This is a genomic window from Pyxidicoccus xibeiensis, from assembly GCF_024198175.1.
In the GTDB taxonomy this organism is placed as follows: Bacteria; Myxococcota; Myxococcia; order Myxococcales; family Myxococcaceae; genus Myxococcus; species Myxococcus xibeiensis.
The window spans coordinates 170,274-192,540 of record NZ_JAJVKV010000007.1 but is presented as its reverse complement, the minus strand read 5'-3'; the positions used below and the strand labels follow the sequence as shown (position 1 = coordinate 192,540).

General features: G+C 69.9%; 16 protein-coding genes and 1 pseudogene. 8 read left to right on the top strand and 9 right to left on the bottom strand.

From position 1 onward, the window contains the following. Nucleotides 1–109 precede the first annotated feature (109 nt). On the bottom strand, nt 110–316 hold the full coding sequence (locus LXT23_RS29995) for a hypothetical protein (protein ID WP_253983770.1): 207 nt from the start codon (nt 314–316) through the stop codon (nt 110–112). Nucleotides 317–807: 491 nt separating this feature from the next. Between LXT23_RS29995 and LXT23_RS29990 the strand changes: the two genes are divergently transcribed. Next, nucleotides 808–2,082: a cytochrome P450 gene (locus LXT23_RS29990; RefSeq protein WP_253984011.1), complete on the top strand. Its 1,275-nt coding sequence runs from the start codon at nt 808–810 to the stop codon at nt 2,080–2,082. A gap of 1,046 nt (nt 2,083–3,128) precedes the next feature. On the opposite strand, the pseudogene LXT23_RS49785 reads toward LXT23_RS29990, so the two are convergent. The 3 genes and pseudogenes from LXT23_RS49785 to LXT23_RS29975 all read right to left on the bottom strand — a co-directional run. Continuing rightward, nucleotides 3,129–3,254: pseudogene (locus LXT23_RS49785) on the bottom strand (helix-turn-helix domain-containing protein); the annotation flags it as partial. 504 nt (nt 3,255–3,758) lie between these two features. After that, complete coding sequence (locus LXT23_RS29980) at nt 3,759–4,088, bottom strand: protein kinase family protein (protein WP_407692921.1); 330 nt, start codon at nt 4,086–4,088, stop codon at nt 3,759–3,761. A gap of 154 nt (nt 4,089–4,242) precedes the next feature. Next, a complete protein-coding gene (locus tag LXT23_RS29975; RefSeq protein WP_253983769.1) occupies nt 4,243–7,056 on the bottom strand; it encodes a PKD domain-containing protein in 2,814 nt (937 codons plus the stop codon). Between the two features lie 438 nt (nt 7,057–7,494). On the opposite strand from LXT23_RS29975, the gene LXT23_RS29970 reads away from it, so the two are divergent. Together LXT23_RS29970 and LXT23_RS29965 are read left to right on the top strand one after the other, a co-directional pair. Next, nucleotides 7,495–10,239 (top strand): right-handed parallel beta-helix repeat-containing protein, encoded by a 2,745-nt coding sequence (locus tag LXT23_RS29970; RefSeq protein WP_253983768.1) that lies wholly within the window; start codon nt 7,495–7,497, stop codon nt 10,237–10,239. Between the two features lie 238 nt (nt 10,240–10,477). Beyond that, nucleotides 10,478–10,870 (top strand): hypothetical protein, encoded by a 393-nt coding sequence (locus LXT23_RS29965; protein ID WP_253983767.1) that lies wholly within the window; start codon nt 10,478–10,480, stop codon nt 10,868–10,870. Nucleotides 10,871–10,888: 18 nt separating this feature from the next. Here LXT23_RS29965 and LXT23_RS50190 read toward each other — a convergent pair whose 3' ends face one another. Then, nucleotides 10,889–12,001 (bottom strand): NHL repeat-containing protein, encoded by a 1,113-nt coding sequence (locus LXT23_RS50190; RefSeq protein WP_267146721.1) that lies wholly within the window; start codon nt 11,999–12,001, stop codon nt 10,889–10,891. A 22-nt stretch (nt 12,002–12,023) separates the two neighbouring features. Continuing rightward, entirely contained in the window at nt 12,024–12,851 is an 828-nt protein-coding gene (locus LXT23_RS29955) for an SH3 domain-containing protein (RefSeq protein WP_253983766.1), read from the bottom strand. A gap of 161 nt (nt 12,852–13,012) precedes the next feature. On the opposite strand from LXT23_RS29955, the gene LXT23_RS29950 reads away from it, so the two are divergent. The 3 genes from LXT23_RS29950 (at nt 13,013) to LXT23_RS29940 (ending at nt 15,824) form a co-directional block, all read left to right on the top strand. Beyond that, the gene (locus tag LXT23_RS29950; protein ID WP_253983765.1) at nt 13,013–13,585 is read left to right on the top strand and encodes a TetR/AcrR family transcriptional regulator; all 573 of its coding nucleotides are present in this window, start codon (nt 13,013–13,015) and stop codon (nt 13,583–13,585) included. 110 nt (nt 13,586–13,695) lie between these two features. Then, nucleotides 13,696–14,397, top strand: a complete 702-nt coding sequence (locus tag LXT23_RS29945; protein ID WP_253983764.1) for an SDR family oxidoreductase — start codon at nt 13,696–13,698, stop codon at nt 14,395–14,397. A gap of 11 nt (nt 14,398–14,408) precedes the next feature. Then, complete coding sequence (locus LXT23_RS29940) at nt 14,409–15,824, top strand: MATE family efflux transporter (RefSeq protein WP_253983763.1); 1,416 nt, start codon at nt 14,409–14,411, stop codon at nt 15,822–15,824. Nucleotides 15,825–15,835: 11 nt separating this feature from the next. Here LXT23_RS29940 and LXT23_RS29935 read toward each other — a convergent pair whose 3' ends face one another. Continuing rightward, a complete protein-coding gene (locus LXT23_RS29935; protein ID WP_253983762.1) occupies nt 15,836–17,191 on the bottom strand; it encodes an alpha/beta hydrolase family protein in 1,356 nt (451 codons plus the stop codon). 144 nt (nt 17,192–17,335) lie between these two features. Between LXT23_RS29935 and LXT23_RS29930 the strand changes: the two genes are divergently transcribed. Next, nucleotides 17,336–18,784: an FAD-binding protein gene (locus LXT23_RS29930; RefSeq protein WP_253983761.1), complete on the top strand. Its 1,449-nt coding sequence runs from the start codon at nt 17,336–17,338 to the stop codon at nt 18,782–18,784. Nucleotides 18,785–18,853: 69 nt separating this feature from the next. On the opposite strand, the gene LXT23_RS29925 is transcribed toward LXT23_RS29930, so the two are convergent. Continuing rightward, the gene (locus LXT23_RS29925) at nt 18,854–20,470 is read right to left on the bottom strand and encodes a sensor histidine kinase (protein WP_253983760.1); all 1,617 of its coding nucleotides are present in this window, start codon (nt 20,468–20,470) and stop codon (nt 18,854–18,856) included. A gap of 201 nt (nt 20,471–20,671) precedes the next feature. Continuing rightward, a complete protein-coding gene (locus tag LXT23_RS29920) occupies nt 20,672–21,769 on the bottom strand; it encodes an SGNH/GDSL hydrolase family protein (protein WP_253983759.1) in 1,098 nt (365 codons plus the stop codon). 242 nt (nt 21,770–22,011) lie between these two features. Here LXT23_RS29920 and LXT23_RS29915 point away from each other — a divergent pair, with 242 nt between their 5' ends. Further along, a complete protein-coding gene (locus LXT23_RS29915) occupies nt 22,012–22,248 on the top strand; it encodes a hypothetical protein (RefSeq protein ID WP_253983758.1) in 237 nt (78 codons plus the stop codon). Nucleotides 22,249–22,267: the final 19 nt, after the last annotated feature.

The following is a 22,267-nucleotide window of genomic DNA, read 5'->3' as shown; positions in this document are numbered from 1 at the left end:
CGGGCGCCTTCCCGTCGACAAAGGGCGGAGGCGGAAGTGGCCCGCCTCCGTCCTCACCGTGAGCGGGCCGGGGTGGCCCCGCGGCGCCCAGGTGCGTGTCGCCGCAGGCTCAGAACTCGGAGACCGAGGCGTAGGTGCGGTTGATGGTGCCGAGCGTGTTCCAGACCAGGTCCGCACGGCCGTCATCCGACACGTCGACGGTGTGGAGCGTATACCCTCCCCACACCGTCTCGGGCTGGTCCCAGGCCGTCAGGACACGCTGGAACCCCGGGGCCAGCGTATGGACGGTGCTCGGCTGAGCCGCTTCGCCGAGCACGGACGGACCTGCGGACGCCTCCCTCGACTGCGTGCCACACCCCGCGACCATCGATGCCGCCGCAAGCCACGCGTACGTGGACCTCAAAACCTCTCTCATGGACATGGTGTCTCTCTCTCAGGAAAACAGCCGTTTGACAGCGGCGAGAAACCTATTGAATGCAATAGAGTTTCTTAAATAAAATCAATTGCATCTTCATGGCTGCTGCTGAAGACATTTCTGCTGGAGCTATTGTCTTCAAGCTCGGGAAACATGAATGGCTGAAATTTCGTCCTGGGCGCGAAAGCGCGCTGATGGACCTCCCTCATGCAAGCAGCTGGGACACGTGCTTCACTGCGGCTCCTTGCTTCAGGGAATGCCAGGACATGCACGCTCACGCCTCATCTCAGCCCGGTGCCGCTGCCTCGCCAGCATCCATCCGCACTGGCAGGTTCACGCCCTCCCTCCTCCAGGTGCTTCGGCTCACGCGGCGCGCGGGACTGCTGGGGCTCATGCGGCAGGCCTGGCGCTCCGGCGGGGACCTGGCCTACGTCCAGCTCCTGCGCGCCAAGCCGCTGTTCCTGGTGACTCACCCGGAGCACGTGCGCCACATCTCCGTCACCCAACGGCAGAACTACGAGAAGCTCGAGTCCTACGACACCGTGCGCGAGCTGTTGCTAGGGGACAGCATCGTCAGCGCCGTCGGGGAGGACTGGCGGCGTCAGCGCAAGCTCATGGCGCCGTTCTTCACCCCGCGCGCGGTGGAGAAGTTCTACCCCCTGTTCGTCGCCGACACCCAGCAGCTCATCCAGCGCTGGCGGGGGCTTCAGGGGCGCGGTCAGCCAGTCGAGATGTTCGACGAGATGATGCAGCTCACCGCCTCCATCATCCTGCACTCCGTCTTCAGCGCCGAGTCGGACGAGGCGCTGCATCGCATCCGGGAGGCGGTGGAGCGCAACATCGCCTTCGCGTCGGAGCGCCTGCTGGGAATGATGACGCTGCCGTTATGGCTGCCCATCCCGAGCCACCTGCGCTTCCATCGCACGCGCCGCAGCGTGGATGACTACATTCGCGGGGTCGTCGCGAAGCGCCGGGCCCTGCCCCAGGCGCAGTGGCCGGATGACCTGCTCACCAAGCTGATGACGACGCCCGACGAGGAGACCGGCGGCACCATGGCCGACCGGCTCGTGGTGGACAATGGCGTCGCGATGTTCGTCGCCGGGCACGAGACGACGGCGCGCACGCTGGGCTTTCTCTGGTACGCGCTGTCCCAGCACCCGGAGGTCGAGGCGCGCATGCACGCCGAGCTGGACGCGGTGCTGGGCGAGGCTCCACCCACCGTCAACGAATTGAAGAAGCTGCCCTACACCCTCCAGGTCATCAAGGAGGTGCTGCGGCTCTATCCGGCCGTGCCGATGTATCCGCGCGACGTCGTGGCCGATGATGAGCTGTCCGGCGTGCGCATCCCCGCGGGCGCGCGGGTGATGCTCTTTGCCTATGGCACGCACCGCCACCCGGACTACTGGGAGGACCCCGAGCGCTTCGACCCGGACCGCTGGCTGCCCGAGCGAGAGGCCGCGCGCGACCCGCACGCCTACCACCCCTTCGCGGCGGGCCACCGCGTCTGCCTGGGCAACAACTTCTCGCTGCTCGAGACGCACGTCATCGCCGCCATGCTGGCGCGGCGCTTCAAGGTGCGCCTGAAGCCCGGGCATGAGGCGCGTATCGACATGGCGGGTACGTTGCTGGTGCGCAACGGTCTGCCCATGCTCATCGAGCCGCGCTGATCCTCGGTCCGCGTGGGGACATTGATGGGCTCTTCATGACGCGGAAGCGTCCTGCCGCATCCGGGAGGCTCCGAGCCCTCCCGAGGCCAGGGCAGGCGGGAGCGTGGCGAGCGCCATGGCCTCCAGTGCGCTGCGTGCCGCGTCGCCCTGCAGGCACCTCCCGAATGCGGTGTCCTCGTCCCAGCAGGACCGCATCGAAAAACACGACGGAGTCTGACGTGTTTCGAGCGCCCGAACGCCGGGGCATCGTGAGTTGCTGCCAGAGCTTCTCCAGCCGTCATGGCTTCGGACCGCGTCGCTCCCGCCCTCGCGGGTGACGCACTCAACGCGCGCAGCCCTGGAGCTTCACGAGCGGCAGTTTCCGGAGTACCACCCTCCACCATGGCGTGGGGACGCTTCGTTTCCACGGGCGGAGCGTCTGGCCGGGGCGCCGCCGCGCCCTCAGCCATTGCCGCCGCCGCGTCACAGTCGGGCGCCACATCCGAGGCCTCCTCGCCGTCTGGAGGCGGAGGCGGCGCCGCGCCCTCAGCCATTGCCGCCACCGGTTCGCTATCGCGTGCTTCTTCCGAGGCCTCTCTTCCGTCTGGAGGCGGCATGCCACCGGGCCCTCGGGGCGTAGACTCGTTCCTGGGTCCGAGCGCCCGCCAGAGCGCCTCCGCCGACGCGAGCACGTCCTCTTCCGTCACCGCCCCCTCCCACCTCATCGCCACCCGTCCCAGCTCCGCCAGCGCGCCCCACACCACGCATGTCCTCGCCATCGCGGAACCCGGCTCCAGCGCTCCATCACGCTCCGCCTGGCTGACGACCTCGCGAATCAGGTCTCGCACCCGCCAGCCCCGCTCGTCGTCAGGCCCCGCCTCCGGGTGGGCGTGCAGGAAGACGAAGCTGAAGACTCCTGGCGTCCGCAGCACGTAGTTGGCCAGCAGCCGCCAGAGGGCGAAGAAGCCCTCGCGGAAGCCCGCGCCCTCGTCCGTGCTGGCCATCTGGAACTCGTAGCGCGCATACCGGCACAGCTCGTCCTCGGAGAAGTCCCGAATGGCCAGCGCACAGCCGCGCTTGCTGCCGTAGCGCCGGTACAGCGAGCCCACCGACATGCGCATCACCCGCGCCAGCTCCGCGGCCGGGGTGTTCTCGTAGCCCCGCTGCGCCATCACCGCCGCCGCTTCCTCCATCCGCGTGGCCACGAACTGCTGGTACAGCTCCATGATCATCTGCCCACCCCCGGACCGACCCGCCAGCGGAAGGAACGTTCCTTCCGCCAGAACCTTCCTACCGGGTGGGGCTGACATGCCGCTGGCGGACGACCGGGCAGGTCCGCTGAAGCCCACGGCCTGCGGGAGGCTGGAAGGCCACTCCAGGGTTCAGGCGATGCAGGCTCGCTCCAGGTCTCGAGGCAGCTTCCCGGGAGCCAGCCCCCGGCGTGTCCCGGACGGCCCCGGGGAGCGAGGCGCTGGCACGGCATGACCGCACCGAGGCTGTCCTTCCCGCTCTGGGGCTTGAAAGGAACACTCAATCCATGGGGGCGCGCCCCGTCCTCCTTGTCAGGTCAGTCCGCAGGGTCAGATGTCGCTGGGCGCGCGGGTGGGAAGACGGGCACATAGCACCCGTTCTTGTACACGTAGCCGTTCTCGTCACAGTCCTTCGGATCCAGGCCCACCTTCAACCCGCAGCCACCATCAAGGGGCGCGATGCGGGCCGTCCATGTTCCAGACCCGGCCCCGCTCGTCAGACAGATTCAGCTCGGGAGGATACTCGCCGGTCGACAGCCGATAGGCGGTGACACCCAGTGCGAAGACATCGTCCATGGGCCCCGGTGCGTAGGGCACGGTCGGGTCAGGCATGGGGAGCCGCACGGACCGCCATGCTTCCGCCGAGCGGTAGGCCGGCGTTCCAGGAGGGAACGGTGGCTCGGTCAAGGTGGCCGCGCCAACGTAGTGCCCGGAGCCGAAGTCGGTCAGGAAGACGTGACCATCCACCTCTCTCACGAGGACGTTGTCGCCCTTCACGATGCACTCCCCCAACCGCATGCGTGGCCTCCAACGCCCGCGCGAGACGGGCGAGACACGAGAGCACCTGCCGTGAGGTGGGCCGGTGCTCCCGCGCCCAGTCATAGGACGCCCCGGCGTTCAGGCGAGCCACTCCTGAGCGCCGGGCGGAAGACTACTGCGGTCTGCTGATGGTGAGGTTGTACGCACCGACGCCCGCGTAGTTCACCACGCGGAAGCGGTAGTACGCGGCCGTGCCCGGGTAGGAGATGCTCTCCACCGACGAAGCGCTCTCGCTCGCGGCCACCTGCACCCAGGTGGTGCCATCCCAGCGGTCCAGGTACAGGTCGAAGTCCGTGCCGGTCGGGCCGGTGAGGCAGGCGGCGTGGGTGCCGCCCGTGGTGCTCTGGTAGTAGGTGCCGCCGGGGTGGATCTGCGTCTGCCCCGTCGCGCCGCTGAACGTGCCCGTGTAGAGCGTGCCGGGGCAGCCGGCGCCGGTGCTCACCGTGACGTTCTGAGTCGCCGTGCCGGTGGCCCCTCCGTTGTCCGTCACCGTCAGCTGCACCGCGTACGTGCCCGCGGCGGCGTACGTCTTGCTCGGGCCCGTCGCGCTCGACGTCGTGCCGTCACCGAAGGCCCAGGTGCGCGAGGCGATGGTGCCGTCCGGGTCCGTCGAGGTGTCGCTGAAGGTGGCCGTCAGGCCGCTCGAGGTGAAGTTGAAGTTGGCCACCGGAGCCTGGTTGGCCGGGCCGCCCGTCAGATTTACCTTCCACGCGCCACGGCCGTAGGTGCCGGCCACCAGGACGTGCGGCACGTCGTCCACTTCCAGGTCCGTCACCACCAGGCCCAGCGGCAGGCCGGCGGAGAACGCCACGAACGTGTCGCCACCGTCGGTGCTCTCGTACACGCCGACGTCGGTGCCCACGAACACGCGGTTGGTGTCCAGCGGGTCGATGGCCACGCTGTTGGCCGGCACGTTGGGCAGGCCCGCGCCCACGGCCGTCCACGTCGTGCCGCCCGTGGTCGAGCGGAACAGCTTGTTGCCGCCGAAGGCCGCGCGCGTGACGAACACGCGCAGCCGGTTGCCCGGCGTCATCGCCACGTCCGACACGGTGCCGCCCGGGTAGTTCCCCGTGACGTTGGTCCACGCCACGCTCGCGGCCGCGGCGTCCACGGTGGAGTGGATGGCGCCGCTGGACGTGCCCGCGTACATGGGAATGGTGGTCCCCGTCAGCATCGGCGTGAGGACCGACACGCGGGCGCCCAGGTTCGCGGAGATGGCCGCCCACGTCATCGGGCTCGCGCTGGTGGTGCCCCGGTACACCGTGTCACCGGCCACGAAGATGCGGTTGCTGGCCACCACCATCGGGGTGACCCAGGGGAAGTTCGAGGAGGCGGTGATTCCCGTCGTCGGCAGCTTGCTGAAGCTGTTGGGCGCCCCGCCGGTGGTGGAGCGGTAGATGCTGGGCAGGTTGCTGGACGGGTAGCTCGTCTGGAACACGTAGTTCGTGTTGGTGGCGTCCACGGCGTTCATGAAGCCGTCCCCGCTCACGAAGGTCAGGTCCCACACCGGGCTCGTGGTGCGCCGCGAGGACGAGTTGTCCTGCGCCCCGCCGAACACGGTGTCCGCGTTGTTGGGGTGCACCGCCAGGTCATAGAACTGCGTCACGTTCAGGTTGGAGTTCATGTTGGCGAAGCTCGTGCCGCCGTTGTCCGTGCGCCACAGGCCGCCGTCGCTGCCAATCCAGAACCGGCTGCCGTTGGTGCGCGAGTACAGGACGACGTGGACGTCCTGGTGCACCATCTGCCCCGAGCCCCACGTCGTGGTGAGGAAGGTGAACGTCGTGCCGCCGTCCGCCGAGCGCGCCGGGCGGATGGTGCCCACCAGCACCTGATTCACATCCGTGGGGTGCACGGAGATGGCCTGGTTGTAGGTGCACTGGCCCTCGCACGCGCTGCTGGTGCGCAGGCTCCAGGTGGCCGCCCCGTCCATGGAGCGGTAGACCTGACCGCCTTGCAGCACATAGAGCACCAGCGCGTCGGAAGGCGCCATGGCCAGGCGCATGCGGCTGCCCGACGGCGTCAGGCCGCTGCTGGAGTTCGCCCAGGTAGCCCCACCATCGGTGGACTTGAAGACGCCCTGGCCGGGCACGCTCGCGTAGGCGGTGGCGCTGCCTGGTGCGAAGACGATGTCCTCCACGTTGAAGTTGAGCACCCGCGTCCACGTGGCGCCGCGGTCCGTGGACCGGAACACGCCGGGAGACGTCGGCGAGCTGGAGCCGGTGCAGCTGCCTGCGCCACCCGCGAGCACCACGTTGGCGTTCGTCGGCTGCAGGGCCACGGCATTGACGATGGACAGCGGCATCGCGCTGGCGCCCGAGCCGTTCCTCGCGCTCCACGTGGTGCCGGCGTCCGTGCTCAGGAAGACGCCCTGGCCGAAGTAGCCCGCGCACCCTCCGCCATTCTTGTCGCCAGTCCCCACCCAGACGTTGTTGGGCGCGGCCGCCTCCACGTGGATGGCGCCGATGGGCAGCGTGCCCACGGCGTCGAACATCGGCGTCCAGCTGGCGCCCGCGTTGGTGGTCTTCCACACGCCGCCGGCGGCGGCTCCGAAGTAGACGGTGTTCTCGTCGGTGGGGTGGGGGACGACGGCATTCACCCGGCCCGAGACGCGGCCCATCGTCCAGCTGCCCATGTTCATGGCCGACGGGCCCATGGACGTCCACACCTCGCCCGCCAGGGAGAGCGTGCGCTCGCGCGCGCCACGCATCTGGCGCAGCTCGTTGACGGCCCTGGCGCGCTCGGCCCGTGGGTTGGCGCGCACCTTGTCCAGCCCGCGCGACTCGATGAACCAGCGCTTGCGCTCTTCAATCTCCCGGGTCTCATCCCGAGGACCACCGCGCGACTCCTGCGCCCAGGCACTGCTTCCCAGCATGGACAGCGCGAGCGCGACGAACGCGCCCCGCTGGCCGGACGGCTTCAGCTTCATGGGGGACCCTCCCTACTTCGGCCGCGAGTCCATGGGACGCGCGGCGCGGCGAACCGGGCGCGGCCCCTCAAGTGGGGGACGGCATTCGTTGCGAGGCGGTCGCGACCGGAGCATCCACCGTACCGCCTCACCAGGGCTCGCCCGGAAGGGAAATCAACCGCCGCAAGGTGTCACGCACCCGGCGTCATCTGCCGGCGGTGGAGAAGTGCACCCCTCCACTGAGAAGGTCCCGATGGATGTCTGTGTTTCGCATGTCACCCCTAGCCGTATCGGGGTGACTCCTTCTATGCTCGGCCGCGAGGGGGCCAGGTACATGTCGAGACGGGTGAAGACCGTGGGGTTTGCATGCGCTCTGAACTCCTGCCCCGCTCGATCCGCGCTGGCTCGCGGGGTCGGGCCTCCCATTGCTCCCGCCGCCTTCGTTCCCAGGAAATCTTCATGCATCGTGTCCTGAGTCTGCTGCTCGTCCTGTCCTCGGTCTGTCTCGCCCTCCCGGCACACGCGCGAGACTGGTTCGTTCGCGCGGGGGCCACCGGCGGTGACGGCTCACGCGAGAAGCCCTTTGGCGACCCCTGGATGGCGCTCGAGCGCGTCGAGGCGAAGGACAAGGTGCACGTGGCCGCCGGCCGGTACTTCGGCAAGCTCGAGAAGGGGAACTGGGAGCTCCAGTTCCCCGGAGTCGAGCTGCTCGGGGGCTACGACGCGGACTTCCGTGAGCGGAACCCCTGGAAGAATCCGACCGAGCTCACCTGGCGGCGGGGCGCGGCGAACCGGCCGGATGTCTCGCTCGCGCGCGTCAGCACCAGCACCGTGCGCGACACCCCCGGCGCCACCATCGATGGCTTCCTCATCGACATGCAGGACTACTACGAGTACGCGGGCGAGGGCGGGAACTTCGACCCGAAGGCGCTCCAGCGCAACGGCGCGGTCGACCTCGCGAAGGGCGGCATCCTCCGCAACTGCATGATTGTCAATTCCATCAACGCGGTGCGGGCGTCGCCGGGCGCGGTGGTGGAGAACAACATCATCGTCAACTCCATCTACGCGGCCATCATCTCCAGGGGCGGCGGCGACCACGACGCGCCCGTCACGATTCGCAACAACACCATCGCCTTCGTCTGGGCGACGAAGGCCATCACGGAAGGCGGCACGGAGGGCTCCGGCATCGACGTGACGAACAAGGCCATCGTCGAGAACAACGTCATCCTCCACTCCGACAACCACGGCGTGCAGGTGCCGGCGCCCGCGAAGGTGACGCTCCAGGGCAACGCGTTCTGGCGCAACCTGTACTCGAACGTCACCTTCTACTTCCAGGGCAAGAAGTCCTCGCTCGACGACTCGGACATCGAGGAGGCCGAGGACGCCGGCTTCGCGAAGGCGGGGGGCAACGTCGCGGTCGACCCGAAGCTCCCGTTCGATGCGACCTGGTACGAGAAGCTCACCCGCCGCACCATGCTCGGGAAGAAGTTCGACGCGAAGGCGTGGGAGGCGACGCGGACGGAGGCAGGCTTCTCCGCGACGGGCGAGCCGGCCGAGCTCTTCGCCCCGGCGTACCCCCCGCAGGCGGTCGCCGCGCTCGCCGCGCCGAAGAATCCCTCGCTGAAGCAGGGCGCGCGCGTGAAGGCGCTGCCGGTGAATTTCTCGGCGGCCGTGGCTGCCACCTCGTCGAAGGCCTACTCCAAGGTCGGCCTCGACAGCCTCGCCGCGAACCCGAAGGCGCATGATGGCAAGGACGTCGAGCTCATCGCCGGAGTGCAGGGCGTGGCCAACCCGGACAACGGGCCCTCGGGCACCTCGCGCGACACGCACAAGGCCGTCCACCTGGTCGATGCGAAGAACCAGGTCCGCACCATCGGCTACTTCAAGAAGGGCACGGCGACCGAGCGCAGCATCGACGCCATCCCGAACTACGGCTCGGGCCCGCCGCGAGACCTCTTCGTCGTGCGTGGCACCGCGCGCGCCCGCGAGAGCGGCTACCCGAAGTATGCCGTCGTCATCGACTCCATCGAGCCCTTCGAGAAGGAGGCCGTCGCGTCCGAGCGCCCGAAGGGGCGGGACTGGTTCGTGCGCGCCGGCGAGAGCGGGGGAGACGGCTCGCGGGAGAAGCCGTTCCGCGACCCGTTCCAGGCCCTCGAGCGGGCGGGGAAGGGCGACCGCATCCTCGTGGCCGAGGGGGAGTACGGCGGCAAGCTGAAGAGCGGGAAGTGGATTGTCGACGGGAAGCAGTACCTCGCGCTGCTCGGCGGCTGGGACCGCGACTTCACCAAGCGCGACCCCTGGAACACGCCGAGCCTCCTCCACTGGCCGGCGGACTCGAAGACGTCGCCGCAGGGCTACCTCCTGGAGGGGAATGGCGACCACACCGGGCTCATCGTGGATGGGTTCGTCTTCGACCGCCGCACGGTGAACACCTACGACAAGGACGGCTTCCTCGACCTGAACGCCTCACCGGACAACGAGCACGTCTGGGTGTCGTCGCCGGAGACGGTGGTCCGCAACTGCACGTTCGTCAACGGCGCGGGCGCGGCCATCCGGATGAGCAACGTGGTCACCTTCGAGAACAACATCGTGGCGAATGTCTTCAGCGACGCCATCCGCGTGACGGGCGGCTTCGGCACGCGGCCGGCGCAGGTGCGCAACAACACCATCCTGTTCGTCTGGAACCGGAACCGGCCGCACGACGGCTCGAGCGCGACGGGCAGCGGCGTCTCCCTGGGTGGGAACACCCCGGCGGTGGTGGACGGGAATGTGTTCCAGTACGTGGACAACTTCGCGGTGAAGTCGAGCTCGAACCTGAGCGAGGTCGTGCTCACGAACAACGCGTTCTTCCGCAACTGGGCGGCGTTCCGCTCGACGCTGGGCATGCCGCCGCCCACGGTGGACGAGAAGTCGATGCACCTTCTCGCCGACCTGCCGTTCAAGAAGGCGGAAGGGAACGTGGTCGCGGACGGTGGCTTCGAGGTCGACCCGGCCTTCTACGCGAGCTGGTTCGCGCGCACCTCGCAGGTGACGAGCCGCTTCACCGCCGAGGAGTGGAGCCAGATTGCGCCGAAGCCGACGGGCGGCGAGCCGGCGAAGCCGGGCATGGGCAGGGCGCTCGACTGGAGGATGGCCGCGAAGCTGTTCCCGAAGAACGCCCAGGTGAAGGGCGCACGTCAGAAGAAGCTGGAGAACGGCGGCTGAGGACGCAGCCACAGGTGGCCGCCTTTGACGCGCGAGGCCGATGCGAACACGCATCGCGTCGAGCCTCGCGCAGCTTCTGACGTGGTGCGGCACCGGTGCTCTCGTCGTGCGGGTTGCCGAGCGTGTCGGGTTTCCATGACAGAACCATGACAAAGTCACGGAGATCCCATGGCCGTTCGAGCTCGTCGACTCAGTAGGTTGGGTGGTGTCGTTGCCCGCCCCCTGAGGTCACCGCCCCATGCGCGTTCTCACCGCCTCCCTCCTGGTGGAAGCTGTCACGGAACTCTCGAAGGGCTCGCCGTTGGTCAAGGCGAGGGATGTGTTCGCGTGGTGTGACCGGAACCTCGTGAACTACCAGGGAGAGGGGCTCCGCCATCAGGCGCTCTGGGATGCGGACCTCGAAGAGGCGCGTGGCCAGCAGCGGCTGCTGAAGTTCAAGAGCGGGGAGTGCAAGCAGTCGCGCGTCGGCTGGGCGCTCATCGCCAAGGGGAGCCGGGCGCGTGAAGCCGCGGCGCGCCTGGGCTGGCAGGAGCAGCTGTGGAACGGCGAGTCGTGGACCTGGCTCCAGACGCCCATGCCGGGTGTGGCACCCGTCGTCAACGTCCGCCGGGTCGGCGCGGAAGCCGCCTAGGGACGGCACCGCCCCGGGCTACCGGCAGTCCGCGCGTCGCAGGGAGACGCCGGCCTCGGTGCGGTATTGGTAGATGACGCCGCCCTCGTCGAGGACGGCGAAGTCCCGGAAGGTCTCCTCGGGCATCGTGCTGAGGGGCAGCTGCGTCTGGCCCAGCACCTTGCCCTCCAGCGCATCCAGGCAGAGCAGCATGACGCCATGCTCGGAGGGCGCGGCGCCGGGGCTCTTCGGGAGCGTCCCCGCGACGCCCAGGTAGATGACGCCGGCGCGGTCGGTGTCGAGCAGCAGGATGTACAGCAGGGGGAAGCCCAGCCGGTACTCGCGCGTGTAGCGCCGCACACCCGTCTGCCGGTCGATGGCATTGACGAAGAGGCGTCCCGCCGGAGCCTCGATGATGCGGGCGAGGAGATAGGAGCGGCCGTCGCGGCCCGGCCGCCCGGGAAGCTCCGGCCGCGCGGGGTCCGCCCTGCCGGAGAGGTCGCCGATGCGGACCAGCGCGCCATGCTCCCGCTCGACGTACACGGAGTCCCCGTCCACGAAGGTGCCGGTGATGCCGCCCGTCTCGGGGATGCCCGCGCCCTCCAGGGGCAGCTCCCCCCGGAGCGCGCCCGTCTCGGGGTCGAGGAGGGCCACCGTCTTGTCCCTCAGCCGGTCGAGCACCAGCAGCGTGCCGTCCTTCGCGACGGTGACGTCCTGCGGAGTCTGCTGCGTGAGCGGCATCGTCCCGAGCGCCTCGCCATCCGGGCTGAACGTGACGAGTCGGCCGTTGACCTGATCCAACACGACGATGTCCCCCAGCGGCGTGAGGGCCAGGGACATGGGCGCCTCGGGGTTGCCCTCCTGGGGCCGCTCCCGCCCGAGCTGGGACGGTCCGCTCCCCCAGGTGACGTCCACCAGCACCTCGCCGCGAGCCGCCAGGCCTGACTGCCCGGCCCCTGCGGCGGAGGGGGCGCTACGCCTCGGGGCGGCGACACCGCCGTCCCCAGTCCCTGACGCCCCCGAGGCCAGCGCCTCGGAGGGCGGCGGCGCGCCCGTGGGGTCTCCGCCCTCCGTGCGAGTCACCACCCAGGCGAGGCCGAGCGCCAGCGCGACGAGTCCCGCGACGAGGGCACCGCGCCTGCGCGACGTCATGACGTCCTTCCCAGGTGACGGCTCAGAAGTGACGGATGGCGTGGAAGTCGGTGGAGGCGGTGCGCAGGTTGTGCACGCAGCCGTACGCGCAGCCCTTGCACTCGTAGGCCCACATGCTTCCCCAGCCGTCGCCCGACTCGTAGACGAAGGTGTGGCCGGCGCCGTTGAGGTTGTACACGAGCGCGTCCGCCTTCAGCAGCGCATCCCGGCTGATGGTCGTCCACTGGCTGCTGTCCACGTTGAAGTGGACGGTGCCATAGGGGTGCGAGTCGACCGACACGTCCGTGTTGGTGCCAGGCACCACCCACACCTTCGCGAGGAAGCCGGAGCAGTCCGCGCCATACGAACCAGTATGCGAGCAGCTCGGGCAGTTGCCCGTGCAGGTGCCCGCCGACGCGCCGGCCTTCCAGGCGCCGTGGCCCCACCAGTAGGAGAAGCCCATCCCGCTCGCGGCGCGGGTGATGGCCGCATCGCGCGCCGACGAGGAGCCCGTCACCTGGACGAGATACGCGCCCGAGGCCCAGCCGGTGACCCCGCTGAAGGACAGCTTGTACCAGCCGCTCGTCGGGCACCCGCCACCGGCCTCCGTGGCGACGCTGTTGGCTGGAATGGTCAGCAGGATTCCGTAGCTCGTCGACGGCCCGCTGCGCAGGTTGAGGTTCGCGGTGGTCTGGAGGCCGGAGCCCGCCGTGACGCAGGTGGTGAGGGCGCTGGCGCTCGCGCCCAGCTCCTCGTCCACGCCGGTCAGCTCGGTGCTCTCCACCAGGCCCGGAGCCCCACCACACGCCGCCACCCACGCCAGCACCGCCACCCACTTCAGGGACTGACTGCCAGGAATGCCGCGGCCCATGCAGACCTCACGTTCGTGTCGAGGTCCGGCACATTACCGGGTGTTCACGGGCGGTGATACTTCCGTGGAAAGCAGGGCTGTGCGCGGCCCTGGCCTGCTTGACACTGGAGGGCGGCCTCTTTAGATGATGGTCATCATATTTCTGGGATGAAGGAGCGACCATGCCGGGCCCATCCAAGAAGGAGCGCACCCATGAGCGAATCGTGCGGAGTGCCGCGCGGGCGATTCGACGGGACGGCTACGAGGGCGTGAGCGTGGCGGACATCATGAAGGACGCGGGCCTGACGCACGGAGGCTTCTACGCCCACTTCCCGTCGCGCGAGGCGCTGGTGGTCGAGGCGCTCGACAGCGCGGCGTCGGATTCGATGAAGTCGCTCGAGGAGGCGGCCTCCCGGAGCCCGAGCGGTCAGGGGCTCAAGGCGCTGGTCGACGCGTACCTGTCGGACGCGCATGCCGCCTCGCCCGAGCAGGGCTGCCTGCTCGCCGCGCTCGGCTCCGAGACGCCGCGCCAGTCCCCCGAGGTGCGCGGCCTCGCCACGCAGCAGGTCCAGCGGTTCCTCGAGCTGCTCGAGGGCCAGCTCCCCAAGGACGACACCCGCCGCCGCGAGGAGGCCATGGGCATGCTGAGCGCCATGGTGGGTGCCCTGCTGATTTCGCGCGTCGTCGATGACCCCGCGCTCGCGCAGTCCATCCGGAAGGCCGCGAAGCGCTTCGTGCGCACCCGCTCCGGCTGACCGTCGAAAACCCCGAGCAACGCCGAGCCCGCTCGCGCGTCCAAAAATATGACGGACATCATATTCCGTAGAGACGTTCCCACGCTTCACGAAGACCCAGGAGCTGAATCATGAAGATCCAGAATGCCGTCGCGCTGGTGACTGGCGCCAACCGTGGCCTCGGGCTCGCCTTCGCCAGGGCCCTGCTCGAGCGCGGCGCGCGCAAGGTCTACGCCGCGGCGCGCGAGCCCTCATCCATCTCGATTCCCGGCGTCGTGCCGGTGCGGCTGGACGTCACGAAGCCCGAGCAGCTCGCGGCCCTCGCGCGGGAGGCCCGGGACGTGACGCTGCTCATCAACAACGCGGGCATCCTGAAGCCCTCGGGGCTGCTGGGAGAGGACGCCCTGGCCGGCGCCCGCTCCGAGCTGGAGACCAACTACCTGGGGCCGCTCGCGACGAGCCAGGCCTTCGCGCCCATCCTGGCGAGCCATGGCGGCGGGGCCATCGTCAACGTGCTGTCGGTCCTCAGCTGGCTCTCCTTCCCGGGCTCGACGACCTACAGCGCCTCGAAGGCCGCCGCCTGGGCGATGACCAATGGCCTGCGCCACGAGCTGCGCGGCCAGAAGACGCAGGTGGTGAGCCTGCACGTGGGCTACATCGACACCGACATGGCCCAGAACGTCACCGCGCCGAAGTCGGACCCCGCCGACGTGGTGCGCGCCACGCTCGACACGCTGGAGGCGGATGGCGAGGAGGTGCTCGCCGACCAGGTGAGCCGCCACGTCAAGCAGGGGCTGTCCTCCGGCGTCTATCTCGGCAACCCCGCGGCTTGAGGCCCTGAGCCATGAGCGGAGCCATCGACAGTGGCGTGGTGGTGGAGCCGGGGCCCGGAGTCGCGGTGGCTCCCAGGGGCTCCACCCTCCAGGAGTCCCTCCTGCACGGGCCCATCCTCGGGACGCTGCTGAGGATGGCGGTGCCCACCACCCTGGTGCTGATTGCCCAGGCGTTGGTGGGCGTGGCCGAGACCTGGTACGTGAGCTTTCTCGGCACCGACGCGCTGGCCGGCGTGTCGCTGGTGTTCCCCATCCAGATGTTGATGACGATGATGTCCAACGGGGGCATTGGCAGTGGGGTTGCGTCCGCGGTGGCCCGGGCCGTCGGTGCCCGGAGGCTGGCCGACGCGGACGCGCTGGTCTGGCACGCCGTGGTGCTGGGGCTCGTGCTGGGGCTGGCCTTCACCGTCCTCGCCTGGCTGCTGGGGCCGATGCTGTACGGGGCCCTGGGCGGCGAGGCGGGCGCGCTGGCCGCCGCGCTCGAGTACTCGAACTACGTGTTCGCCGGCTCGATACCGTTCTGGGTCGTCAACCTGCTCGCGGCGGCGCTGCGGGGCGCGGGGAACGTCCGGGTGCCGGCGCTGGTGACGCTGACGGGCGCGGCGCTGATGATTGTCGTCTCACCCGCGCTCATCTTCGGCTTCGGCCCGGTGCCCGCGCTGGGCATCGCGGGCGCGGGGCTGGCGATGTTGCTGTACTACGTCGGGGCGGCGCTCTGGCTGTTGCGGCACCTGGCGTCGGGGCGCTCCCAGGTCCGCCTGGCTCCAGGGCCGCTGGAGCCCCGGCTGCTGCGCGACATCCTGCGCGTGGGGCTGCCGGCGGCGCTGAGCGCGGTGCAGCCCAACCTGACGGTGATTGTCATCACCGGCGTGGTGGGCCTCTTCGGTGTCGAGGCCCTGGCCGGCTACGGCATGGCCTCGCGGCTGGACTACCTGCTCATCCCGCTCCTGTTCGGCATGGGCACCTCCGTGCTCACGCTGGTGGGCACCAACGTGGGGGCCGGCCAGCACGAGCGCGCGCGGCGGATTGCGTGGCTCGGGGGCTGGCTCGGCTTCGGAGGGGCGGGCGCCATCGGGCTCGCCGTCGCCGTGGTGCCGGAGGTCTGGCTGCGCCTCTTCAGCACGGACCCCGCGGTGCTGGCGCCTGGCGTGGCCTACCTGCGCATCGTCGCGCCGTTCTACGCGCTGCTGGGCCTGGGCTTCGTGCAGGGCTTCGCCGCACAGGGGGCGGGCCGGGTGCTCTGGCCGTTCCTCGCTGGCACCGCGCGCATGGTCATCGCGGCGGGCGTGGGGTGGCTCGTCGTCGCCCGGCTGGGCGCGGGACTGCCCGCGCTGTTCGCCACCGTGGCCGCCGCCCTGGTCGCCTTTGCCGGGGTGATGGTGGCGGCGATGCTGACGGGGAGGGTCTTCCGCTCCACGCCGCAGTAGGGCGTCCGAGCTCAGATGTACTCGTCGAACCAGTCGAACATGCGGTGGTTGGCGACGGCCTGGGCGGCCTCCTGGCAGTGCAGGAGGCCGGTGTCCTCCGCCGTGAAGAGCAGGTAGTCCTTGGGGCAGGAGAGGGCGTCGTAGAGCTGCTTCGCCTGGCCTCCGGAGTAGGCCTCGGCGGTGCCGTCCATGACGAGGGTGCGGCAGCGGATGCGGTCGACGACCGGCACGTTGGTGAACTCGCGGAGCTTGAACATCAGGTCCGAGGGCGAGCGGGCGCCGTGCTTGGACATGGAGTCCCGCATGTACCAGCGGTACAGGAACACCGCGTCCATGAGCTGGGCCATGGCTGCATCGAAGGCCTGTGGGTTCGTGTCGAGCAGCGCCATGACCTCGGGGAACATGGCGTTGAACTGGTCGAACATGGACTGTCCCCAGCTCAGGACCCCGGGGTTGGGAATCAACAGCTTGATGCGCCGCTCGAAGGCCGCGGCACGCGGCACGAGCGCGCCGCCCATGCTCCAGCCCAGCAGGGCGATTCTGCGGGGGTCCACCCCGGCGATGCGGACGGCGAAGTCGATGACCGGCGTGATGACCTTCTCCCAGTCGGGACGGAAGGGGAGGTGCTGCTCGCGGATGGCCATGCCCTGGCCGGGGGCATGGACGATGAGGCAGTGGTAGCCCCGCTCCAGGGCGGCATCAATCACATACTTGGATTCCTCCGGCCAGGCGTCGCGGCCCTGCTGGAAGATGAGCACCGGGGCCTTGCCGCGCGCGTGCGGCGAGCGGAAGAAGTAGCCGGGCAGCGTCGTGTGCTCGTAGGGAATCCGCACGGCGACGGCGGGAATCCTGAGCAGGGCGAGCGCCTTGTCGTACGCGTCGACCGCCTTGCGTCCGGTCTCAAGCACGCTCGGGTGGCCGGGCTCGGGGTGATGAATCAAGGCGGCGCGGTAGTAGTTGGCGGCCCGCAGGTAGGCATGGCCCGCGCTGTGCCGGTGCCTCCTGGCGAGGCTCGCATCCCCCATCGCGCGGATGCGGTCGGCGGTGCTGACCCACTCGGTGGGCCAGCTCCAGTCGTCACCCACGTCGATGCGGTGCGCGGTGTCGAGCACCTCGCCGATGTCCGCCTGGGCGCTGTAGGTCGCGGCCAGGAAGTGCAGCAACTGGTTCTCCATGACCGGGTCGGCCAGCAGCCCCAGCTCCCACCAGGGCCGCGGCTCCGCGCGGGATGCGGTGGCGGCCGAGGCGGCCGAGGCGGCCGTGGGGCGCGCAAGGGCCTCGGCGGGGGTGGCGCGCAGCAGCGCGAGGCCTCCAGCAAGGCCCAGACTGCCGCGAAGGAGGGAGCGGCGATTCAGCAGGGAGTCCATGACGAGTGACCTTCCGCGGGGTGCGGCAATCGAGTGGTTTAATTAACTGATTCAATCATGTGATTGAAGTGGCGCGTTGTCAAGGCAATGGCCCGGCCGCCCCGCAGCTGGAATCGGTCCGGCAGGAGGGCTCAGGATGGAGCCATGACAACTCGACTCCTCTCCCGGAGAGCACTCCTTCAGGGCGCGTTGGTGGCGGCCGCCTTCAACCCCCTGAGCCGGAGCTGGGCCTCCACGCTGGAACATGGCTCGGTCCCCCTGCCGCCGCTGGACGGCGAGCTGCTGGTGGACGCGGCGTCGCGCACCGCGGCGGCGGACGACTTCGGCCACATCATCCACCGCACGCCCTGGGCGGTGCTCGTCCCGGGCTCGGTGAAGGACATCGTGGCCATGGTCCGCTTCGCGCGGGCCCAGGGCCTGAAGATTGCCGCCGCGCGCGGGCTCGGCGAGAGCCACAGCAGCTTCGGCCAGTCCCAGGTGGAGGCGGGCATCGTCATCGACATGTCCGCGCTGGCCACCATCCACGAAATCCGTGACGACAGCGCCTGGGTGGACGCTGGCGTCCGGTGGCACCAGCTGCTCCAGGCCACGCTGCCCTCCGGCCGCAGCCCTCCGGTGCTCACCGACTACATCGAGCTGAGCATCGGCGGGACGCTGTCGGTGGGCGGCATCGGCGGGCAGGCGTTCCGCGAGGGCCTCCAGGTGGACAACGTGCTGGAGCTGGACGTCGTCACCGGCCGGGGCGAGCTGGTGCGCTGCTCGCGCTGGCGCGAGCGGCCCCTGTTCGACGCCGTGCGCTCGGGGCTGGGCCAGTTCGGCATCATCGTCCGCGCCCGGGTGCGGCTCGTCGAGGTCCCCGCCCGCGCGCGGACGTACACCGCCCTGTACAACGACCTCCACCGCTTCCTGGAGGACCAGCGCCGGCTCATCGAGGAGTGCCGCTTCGACTACGTCGAGGGCTTCGCCGTCCGCTCCAATGGCGCCTGGGCCTACCAGCTCGAGGTGGTGAAGTACTTCGACCCGGGCGCGGAGCCGGACGACGCGCGGCTGCTCGCGGGCCTCGGCTTCCAGCCCGGGACGCTGCAGGTGAGTGACGGCAGCTACTTCGACTTCGCCAACCGGCTCGCGCCGCTGGTGGAGCTGCTCAAGCAGCTCGGCGTCTGGGGCTTCCCCCACCCGTGGCTGGACATGTTCGTCCCCGCCCGGGCCGCGGAGTCGTTCATCACCGAGGTGTTGTCCCAGACGACCGAGGCCGACATGGGGCAGGGGCCCATCATCATCTACCCCTTCCGCTCCTCCGAGCTGACCGCGCCCTTCCTCCGCACGCCCAACGAGCGGCACGTCTTCCTCTTCTCGCTGCTGCGCACCGCGATTCCTCCCACGCCGGAGAACGTGGCCTCGCTGGTGCAGAAGAACCGCGCCATCTTCGAGCGGCTCACCGCCGTCGGCGGGAAGCTCTACCCCGTGGACGCCGTGCCGATGAGCCGCGCGGACTGGCGCCGCCACTTCCACCCGTACTGGGAGCGCTTCGAGCACGCGAAGCGGCGCTACGACCCGGACCGCATCCTCACCCCGGGCCAGGGCATCTTCTGACCGGAGCCTTGCGCCCGCGCCTCCTGCCCATGGCGCTCAGGGGGCGCTGGCCCCCGGTGCCTCGGCAGCTCAGTGCCTGGGGAGCTCCACCGTGAAGGTGGAGCCCTCGCCCGGGCGGCTCCGCACGCTCACACTGCCCTGCATCGCCTCCACCAACTGGCGGGTGAGCCACAGCCCCAGGCCGAGCCCGCCGTAGTTGCGCCCCGAGGCCGCGCGCTCGAAGCGCCCGAAGATGCGCTCCTGCGCCTCCTCCGCGATGCCGATGCCCTCGTCGCGCACCTGCAGCCGCGCCACCGCCGGCGTGCCCTCCACGCGCACCTCCACGGGGCGGTCGCGCCCGTAGCGCAGCGCATTGGTGACCAGGTTCGTCAGCACCTGCTCCAGGCGCAGCCGGTCCCAGTGGCCCACCACCGGCAGCGGGGCGTCCAGCCGCAGGCGCGCTGGCCCCTCCGCCGTCTCCGAGAACCGCTCCACCAGGTCCTCCGCGAGCTGGCGCAGGTCCACCTCCTCGGGCTGCAGCTCCAGCTTCCCGCTCGTCAGCCGCGACACATCCAGCAGCCCGCTCACCAGCGCCTCGAGCCGGGCCACCTGGCGCTTGAGGCTCTCCGCCCTCTTCAGCATCCGCGCCTCAGGCACCCGCAGCTCCGGCGGGGCCTGGAAGGCGCGCAGCAGGCTGGTCGCCTGCAGCGAGAGCGTGGCCAGGGGCGTGCGCAGCTCGTGGCTCGCGATGGAGAGGAACTCCTCGCGCATCCGCACGGCTTCCTGCAGCGCCTGCTCCGTGCGCCGCTGCTCGGTGATGTCGCGGGTGATGAGCACCGCGCCGGCGAGGCGGCCATCCGGATGGTGCAGCGGGGTGGCGGTGCCGTTGAGCAGGCGGATGCTGCCGTCGCGGCGGCGCACCGCCCACTCGCTGTCGCGCACCTGCTCGCCGGCGAGCGCACGGGCCAGCGGCGCGTCCCCGCTGGGCATCGGGTCACCCGAGGCCGTGGTGAAGCCCAGCACCTCTGGCCAGCGGGTGTGGAAGAGCGCGTCACGCGACACGCCGTGCTGGCGCTCGGCCTCCGGGTTGAAGAGCCGCAGGACGCCGTGCTCGTCCGCCACGATGAAGCCGTCGCTGCTCTGCGCCACCAGCAGCCGGATGAGCTCCTCCTGCACCTGCTCCGAGTCGGCCCGCACCAGCTCGCGGCGTGCGAGCTCCGCCGCGCTCCGCTTGAGCTCCATCTGGGCGGACACCTGGCGCGCGAGCGCGCGCAGCGCCTCGCGCTGGCCCGGGCTGAGCGTGCGCGGAGCGTGGTCCAGCACGCACAGCGTGCCCACCACCGCGCCCTCCCGGCTGCGCAGGGGGAAGCCCGCGTAGGAGCGCACGAAGGGCGGGTGCACCACGAAGCGGTTGTGCGCGAAGCGCTCGTCCAGGAGGGCGTCCGGGATGATGACCTCCGCGTCCTCCGCCAGCACGTAGGTGCAGAAGGAGTCGGCCCGCTCCACGCTGAGCAGGTTCACGCCCACGCGCCCCTTGAACCACTCGCGGTCCTCCTCCATCACCGAGACGATGCCGATGGGCATGTTGCACAGCTGCGCGGCGAGCGCGGCGGCGGCCTCGAACTCCTGCTCCGGTCCGTGGCCGAGCCTCGCGAAGCTGCGCAGCACGCGCAGCCGCTCCTGCTCATTCTCGGGGACCGGGTACATGGGCCCTCCCTGAGGCCGCCATCAGAGGAAAGGTGGGGATGGTCTGCGAGCACTGAAGGACCCCGCACAGCGGGGGCTCCGAGTCTCCCTACCCGACACGCAGACCGGACGGGCGCCTGCCGCCTGCCCGCACGCGCCAGGCCAGGAGGCACTGGAGCCAATGGGAGACGACGCGCGCGCCCGGCCCGGGCGCAAGGCGCATCAGCGGAGCACGGTGTCCTGGAGGAACCGGCTCAACGCCTCCGCCATCTTCTGGTGCGTGGCCGCCGACGGGTGCCAGTCCTCGCCGACGCCCTCGGCTCCGGGATTCTGCACGGCCATCAGGTGGCGGTAGACCCGGGCATCCCCCTCGCGGTTGCGCTCCTCCACGAGCTGGGTGACCCATTCGCCGACATGCACCGCGTCTGCCGTGCCACCCTGCTCGTGCTGCTTGAAGCCGTCCGTCATGCTGCCGAGCGTGCAGACGAGATGGGCCCGGGGGTGCAGCTCGCGAAGCCGCGCGAGGAACTTCCGGTAGGCCGTCTTGAAAGCCGTCTCGTCGGGAAGGAACTCGGAGGTGCCGCTCCCCGCGAGGACGTCGTTGGTGCCGACGTTGATGACAATCACGTCGGGTGAGTACCGCGAGAAGTCCCATGCAACGGGGTGTCCCGGTACCGAGAGCTCGTAGAGCGCGGGCAGCAGCTGCGACGTCGTCATGTCCAGGTTGCGGTACAGCCCATGGCCCGAATGACAGACGGCCACGAACTCCGCGCCCAGGTGTCTGGCCGTGAGCCAGCCATAGCTCCGCGTGGGGTTCTCGTGCTTCGACTGGAAGGTCGGCGCCCGCCAGGACGGCGACTCTGGGATGAGCGAGACGTCGGTGCCGTAGCCACAGGTGATGGAGTCGCCGACGAACTCCATCCTCAGGCTGGGGCGGGGAGGCGGGTCCCGGAGCTCGCCATGGACCTCCAGCGCCACGAGCTCGCTATGACCTACGGAGGACTCCGTGCGCTTGACGATTTCCACCGTGTGCAGTCCCTCCGCCAGTCCGGTGGCGAGCGGGTAGGTGGTCTGGCCGCTATGCACGGCGAGCTGCGTCGGTGGCCCTCCGTCGATGCGCACGTCGAAGTAGTTCGTCCCGACGTCACCGCCGAGGCCGAAGTCGTTGAGCCGCATCCGCACCGCGTCGCCCTGGAACCGCGCGCGAATCGTCACGCCCGGGTGGGAGAAGACCACCCCCGCGTCCGAGGTGTACCTCCGGCCGGTATACTGCAGGCGCGAGTCGGAGGCCGGCACGCTCACCCACGCGGCGGCGGGCACCCCCGCGTCGGCGCTTCCTTCCGCTGAGCGCCAGGGCGCCCTGCACGCCACCACCGACGCACAGAGCCCGAGTAACAGGTTTCGACGAGTCATGGCTGGAGGCGAAGAGCATAGGCCGAAGGGGACCTGGCTCGCTCGACACCCGCGGGCACATGGCGGTGAGGAAAGCTGGACCTTCCGGATTTCACTGGTGGTGTGACAGGATGGGCCGGCCTCGTCAGGCTCAAACAAAGGAGACACGGATGTTCACGAAGCGAATGTTCCGGCGGTCGATGTTGCTCGTGGTGGGGCTTTCCGCGCTGGGCCTGGGAGGGTTTCATACCTCCGCCAGTGTCGAGGCCGAGGACATCACCGTGGCGGCCGTGTCGCAGGAGCTGACGTCGTCGGAAGGCGAGCCGTCCGTGGCCGCCTGTCGCCCTGGGTGCTACGGCCCCTGCTGGACCTGTATCCTGGGCGTTTGCGAGAACACCTGCATGTAGTCGAGGGGACGGGCTCGCC